This is a genomic window from Methanomethylovorans sp. (assembly GCF_041305605.1).
Classification (GTDB): Archaea; Halobacteriota; Methanosarcinia; order Methanosarcinales; family Methanosarcinaceae; genus Methanomethylovorans.
This window is the reverse complement of record NZ_JBFYLB010000107.1, coordinates 1-4749: the sequence shown is the minus strand read 5'-3', so window position 1 is coordinate 4749 and position 4749 is coordinate 1. Positions and strand designations below refer to the sequence as shown.

General features: G+C 44.4%; 7 protein-coding genes. 6 read left to right on the top strand and 1 reads right to left on the bottom strand.

Features of this window, described 5'->3' with window-relative positions; translation table 11 throughout:
* The first annotated feature begins 92 nt into the window (after window positions 1-92).
* The 3 genes from ACCM36_RS06795 to ACCM36_RS06785 all read left to right on the top strand — a co-directional run bounded on the left by ACCM36_RS06795 (window position 93) and on the right by ACCM36_RS06785 (window position 2080).
* Window positions 93-911 carry an ArsA-related P-loop ATPase gene (locus tag ACCM36_RS06795; RefSeq protein WP_370572995.1) on the top strand — a complete coding sequence of 273 codons (819 nt, stop codon included), beginning with the start codon at window positions 93-95 and terminating at the stop codon, window positions 909-911.
* A gap of 8 nt (window positions 912-919) precedes the next feature.
* Window positions 920-1111, top strand: coding sequence for a CooT family nickel-binding protein (locus ACCM36_RS06790; RefSeq protein WP_370572994.1), 192 nt, complete (start codon window positions 920-922; stop codon window positions 1109-1111).
* A 174-nt stretch (window positions 1112-1285) separates the two neighbouring features.
* Window positions 1286-2080 (top strand): dienelactone hydrolase family protein, encoded by a 795-nt coding sequence (locus tag ACCM36_RS06785; RefSeq protein WP_370572993.1) that lies wholly within the window; start codon window positions 1286-1288, stop codon window positions 2078-2080.
* Here the strand turns inward: ACCM36_RS06785 and ACCM36_RS06780 are convergent, their stop codons facing one another.
* Window positions 2081-2368, bottom strand: coding sequence for a DUF1059 domain-containing protein (locus ACCM36_RS06780; RefSeq protein WP_370572996.1), 288 nt, complete (start codon window positions 2366-2368; stop codon window positions 2081-2083).
* Between the two features lie 275 nt (window positions 2369-2643).
* On the opposite strand from ACCM36_RS06780, the gene ACCM36_RS06775 reads away from it, so the two are divergent.
* From ACCM36_RS06775 to ACCM36_RS06765, 3 genes are all read left to right on the top strand, one after another.
* Window positions 2644-2895, top strand: coding sequence for an H/ACA ribonucleoprotein complex subunit GAR1 (locus ACCM36_RS06775; RefSeq protein WP_370572992.1), 252 nt, complete (start codon window positions 2644-2646; stop codon window positions 2893-2895).
* Between the two features lie 92 nt (window positions 2896-2987).
* Window positions 2988-4001 carry a transcription initiation factor IIB gene (locus ACCM36_RS06770; RefSeq protein ID WP_321418231.1) on the top strand — a complete coding sequence of 338 codons (1014 nt, stop codon included), beginning with the start codon at window positions 2988-2990 and terminating at the stop codon, window positions 3999-4001.
* Window positions 4002-4075: 74 nt separating this feature from the next.
* On the top strand, window positions 4076-4699 hold the full coding sequence (locus ACCM36_RS06765) for a LysE family transporter (RefSeq protein WP_370572991.1): 624 nt from the start codon (window positions 4076-4078) through the stop codon (window positions 4697-4699).
* Window positions 4700-4749 lie beyond the last annotated feature (50 nt).

Genomic DNA, 4749 nt, shown 5'->3' with positions numbered 1-4749 from the left:
TCAAAAGCCGTAGAGGATAAGTATGATGAAGCTGTCTTTGTGACCACATTGGTGATGAAGACCGCGTAAAGTCAAAATGGAGAACTGTAGAAATGAGAAAGATCATAGCCACTGGCAAAGGGGGCGCTGGCAAGACGACCATTGTCGCCACTCTTTCCCGTCTTCTTGCAATGCAGGGCTTTCGTGTCCTGGTCATAGATACTGATCCGAGTATGAATCTGGCAATGTCATTGGGCGTTCCTTTTTCAATGATCCGAACTCTTGCGGAAGATAAGCAAGAGATAAAGGAACAGCTTTATGATGAGGAATATGACAGTGACGAATATGATGAAAGTGAAAAGGGACATGAACATGGCTGGAGCATAGACATCGACGCTTTTCTGGAAAAGTATGAAGTTTGCGCAAAAAATGATGTAAAAGTTGTTGTTATGGGTACCATTTCCCAAGGTGGTGGCGGATGCATCTGTTCTTATATATCTCTGGTAAAGCGTCTCATCGATTATCTTGCACTATGGTCTGACCAGTACGACATCGTAATAGTGGATTCACAGGCAGGATCTGAGATCCTGGGCAGAGGACTGGCAGTGAACTATGACCATAATCTTGTCATCACGGAATCATTCCCAAAATCCATGGAAGTGGCAAGGCATGTACTGAAACTTGCAAAGGACCTGAACATAAGGAACCAGCTTGTTGTGGTCAATAAAGTACGGGATGGAAAAGAGCTTGACCTTGTGGCTGGCGAACTATGCCTTAACGGAGAGAAAATATACCCTGTAAGCTACGATGAAAGGGTCATAGAAGCTGATAGGATGGGCAGCCTTATACTGGACATGTCTCCGGATTCCCCGGTACTTGAAGATATAAAGGATATACTGAATGTGGTCACAGAAGGTTTTGTAAAGGCTTAGGTGATAACATGTGCGATTTCACTGTGTACTTAGAGGATGACAGAGACAGAAAGATGGTAGCAAAGGATATACTCAAGGCAAGGAAGAAGGATGGAACTGTTATCCTTATGGATGCCATGGGAAACATAACAAAAGTAGAGGCTGCAAATATAGAAGTAGTTGACACACTTATGCAGGAAATGATCCTGAAAAAGACTTAAGCCAAAAGAGCCAGCCTTAATCTTTTTTATTTTGGTTATTTATTTAAAAAGTGTTTACCTTTACCTTTTAATGTCAAAATAATTCATGATCTTTTATCGAATGGTAGCTATATAAGTGATAGTAACTGATAATTATCGACAGACTAACTGTCTATACATAAGGGGGAGTTAGGTATGAGATATTTATTGGCTTACATGATCGTGGTAATTGTCATTGGCATCTCAGGTTGTGTCAACGGAACCAACGACACTGACAATCTAACGATTAAGACATCCGAAAATTCGACACAGTTACAGGTTGAAGGTACAGAGACGCAGATAAAAAGCGGAAATCTGACATATCCGGCGTATGTAGCAGCTCCGACTACAGGAAACAAAAAGCCGGGCATAATCCTGATACATTCATTCAGAGGGCTCGAACCGGGATACCTCGACCTTGTAGATAAGATGGCATCAGAGAACTATGTAGTAATAGCACCAAGGTGGCAGACATTTGAAACTTCGCCCAGTGATCCGGCAGTCGGGCAATTAATAAAAGATTCCATCGTTTATCTCAAAGCACGGCCTGATGTAGATTCCAACATGCTTGGACTTACAGGTTTTTGTGCAGGAGGCCGTTACACAATGCTATTCCTGCCTCAGATAGAAGAACTAGATTCAGGAGTCGCATGGTATGGTTTCCCATACTCGGGAGGGTCGGCGACCCAGCCCGATAAACCAGTAGATGTGCTTGAAGGACTGGAATACCCTATGCTGATCATTCACGGCACAAGAGATCAGGCCAGCAATATATCCGGAATCTACGCTTATGCCGCGGAACTGGATGCCGCAGACAAATACTTCGAAATGAAAGTGTATCAGGGCCAACCTCATGGTTTTATGATAGAGGAGGGCCAGCTATCACAAATTTTTGAAGCGCAGGATGCCTATTGGCAAATGATGACCTTCTTTGATCGAACCTTGAAATGATCATTTTATATTTTTAGGGGAGATGGGAAAGCGGTGTAAAGAGTTGCATGCATTCCTATCATAAGCTTCCCCTGGCTTTTCCAGGTGTCCACAGCCGCAGCTTCGGCCAAGAAAGGTTGATACCCGATGTTTGAGCTGATGGAGGTCATAATCGGACATATTTTGAACCATATCCTTATGCTTCGTTTCAATATGGTTCCACATAACCTTTTCAACCTCATCCAGATCATAGCCATGGGCCATGAAATCACAGTTGATCCCTACATCGCTGCATTTTATGATTCTCATTTTCACAGGAAGCACCCCACTATACCAGGATAAAATGTAATTCAAGTGATAGGATATAAAAGCAGTCCTGTGGAACAAATGGAATATAGTAAGATAACAGACAATGCCTTCAATATTTAGAAGGATGCAATGGGATCATTATATGACTAATTCGTTGCAGATCATTTATGCAAATAGAGTTGAAGAATTGTCTTTAAAAGCTTGCGAAAAGATTATATATAACATAGTTGCATTCTATCACCTGAGAGAAAAGACATATATAGATAACGAGGGATATGAAAAGACTTGGGACAGTGCTTCACGCTTTTGGGAATGAAACCCTGATCGTTCGAGGGGATGAACAGGGATCCAAAGGGGAAAAGCCTCGTATAAATTCTTCCGTGATGGACAAAACTGTCAAGAGGATTGGCAAAGTCACCAACTATTTTGGTCCGGTGGGAAATCCATACTATATTGTGAAGCTTGACAGGAGAGGCAATGCCCCGGAAACTCGACATTATTTGAATGAACGGATATATGTTCAATGATGAAAAGATATAAAAATCTTATGTCGAGTTTTTAATAGATAGTCACTTAATCAGATTTCACGTTCGTCTGTAGTATCTTCAAGGTGAGGAAAATGGTCGAAGTAGAAAGGGTACGATATTCAGACACTTCCGAAAGGGAAAAAATACGTGCCATGATCAAAGCACGTAAAGAGAAAGAACAGAGCACAGAAGTTGAAAATGCAAAGGTCCAGTGCCCGGAATGCGGCAGTCGCAATCTTGTGCAGGATTATGAAAGGGCCGAACTTGTGTGTTCTGAATGTGGTCTTGTAGTGGATGCGGAATTCGTGGACGAAGGACCTGAATGGCGTGCTTTCGATCACGACCAGAGGATGAAGCGTTCCCGTGTGGGCGCACCCATGACCTATACCATACATGACAAGGGTCTGTCCACGATGATCGACTGGAGAAACCGTGACTCTTACGGGAAATCCATTTCATCCAAGAACAGAGCACAGCTTTACAGGTTAAGAAAGTGGCAGCGTAGGATACGTGTCAGCAATGCTACTGAAAGGAACTTGGCCTTTGCACTATCGGAGCTTGACAGGATGGCATCAGCCCTCGGTCTTCCCAGAACTGTGCGTGAGACAGCTGCCGTAGTATACAGGAAGGCAGTTGACAAGAACCTTATTCGCGGAAGAAGCATTGAAGGGGTTGCCGCTGCAGCACTCTATGCAGCATGCCGCCAGTGTAGCGTGCCAAGGACACTTGACGAAATAGGAGAGGTTTCCAGGGTAAGCAGAAAGGAAATAGGCAGAACATACAGGTTCATTTCCAGAGAACTGTCCCTGAAATTAATGCCCACTTCACCCATTGACTATGTACCAAGGTTCTGCTCAGGGCTTAACCTTAAAGGTGAAGTACAGTCCAAAGGTGTGGAGATCCTGCGCCAGGCTTCCGAGAAAGAACTTACCAGCGGTCGCGGACCAACAGGAGTGGCTGCAGCTGCCATCTATATCGCATCTATTCTCTGCGGTGAAAGAAGAACCCAGAGGGAAGTGGCAGATGTGGCAGGTGTGACCGAAGTTACTATCCGTAACAGGTACAAGGAACTGGCCGAAGAGCTGGATATAGAGATCATTCTCTAAGACCACACTGCCCGGGGAAAGGTTTTTACCTTTCTTTCTCTTTTTGTGCTCACAGCATATAGGCAAAGTGGACAATGTTTGAACTTATAGAGATGCTTACCATAGGTTTTGCAGTTGGCCTGTCAGGTGCGCTCGTACCGGGGCCGATGTTATTTACCACTATAGACAGTTCCATGAGGACAGGCTGGACCTCAGGACCGAAAGTGGTGCTGGGTCATGCACTGCTGGAACTTGTAATATGCATACTTATCGTTTTTGGCATGAACTCTTTTGTAGGTGAGAAGGAAATATCGGCCATATCGCTTATCGGAGGTGTAATACTGATTCTTTTTGGGATGATCACCATGAGGGATGCCCGCACGGCAGCGACATCTATCGGAAGTGAAACAGATCACATCTCTGCAAACCCTGTGGTTGCAGGTATCATAACGTCCGTATCTAATCCTTATTTCTGGATCTGGTGGCTTGCAGCCGGCAGTGCGCTTGTGCTTAAAGGTCTTGAGATAAGCCTGCTGGCAGCTGCGTTGTTTGTGTTCGGTCACTGGATGGCAGACCTGAGCTGGTTCAGCATTATATCCGCATCTTTTAGCAAAGGCAAAGAACTGATGTCTTCCAGGACTTATGAGATAGTCCTCCTCTCTTGTGGAATGTTTCTCATATTGTTCGGTTCATGGTTTGCCATTGGGGTGCTGATATGAAACACCAATGCATTCGAGTGGACAAGAAACGAGGCGAGCAGATCCGCAAG

Bases quoted from the DNA above. Each gene is read 5' to 3' on its own strand.
- ACCM36_RS06795 (WP_370572995.1), top strand. From the start codon at position 93: ATGAGAAAGATCATAGCCACTGGCAAAGGGGGCGCTGGCAAGACGACC.
- ACCM36_RS06790 (WP_370572994.1), top strand. From the start codon at position 920: ATGTGCGATTTCACTGTGTACTTAGAGGATGACAGAGACAGAAAGATG.
- ACCM36_RS06785 (WP_370572993.1), top strand. From the start codon at position 1,286: ATGAGATATTTATTGGCTTACATGATCGTGGTAATTGTCATTGGCATC.
- ACCM36_RS06780 (WP_370572996.1), bottom strand. From the start codon at position 2,368: ATGAGAATCATAAAATGCAGCGATGTAGGGATCAACTGTGATTTCATG.
- ACCM36_RS06775 (WP_370572992.1), top strand. From the start codon at position 2,644: ATGAAAAGACTTGGGACAGTGCTTCACGCTTTTGGGAATGAAACCCTG.
- ACCM36_RS06770 (WP_321418231.1), top strand. From the start codon at position 2,988: ATGGTCGAAGTAGAAAGGGTACGATATTCAGACACTTCCGAAAGGGAA.
- ACCM36_RS06765 (WP_370572991.1), top strand. From the start codon at position 4,076: ATGTTTGAACTTATAGAGATGCTTACCATAGGTTTTGCAGTTGGCCTG.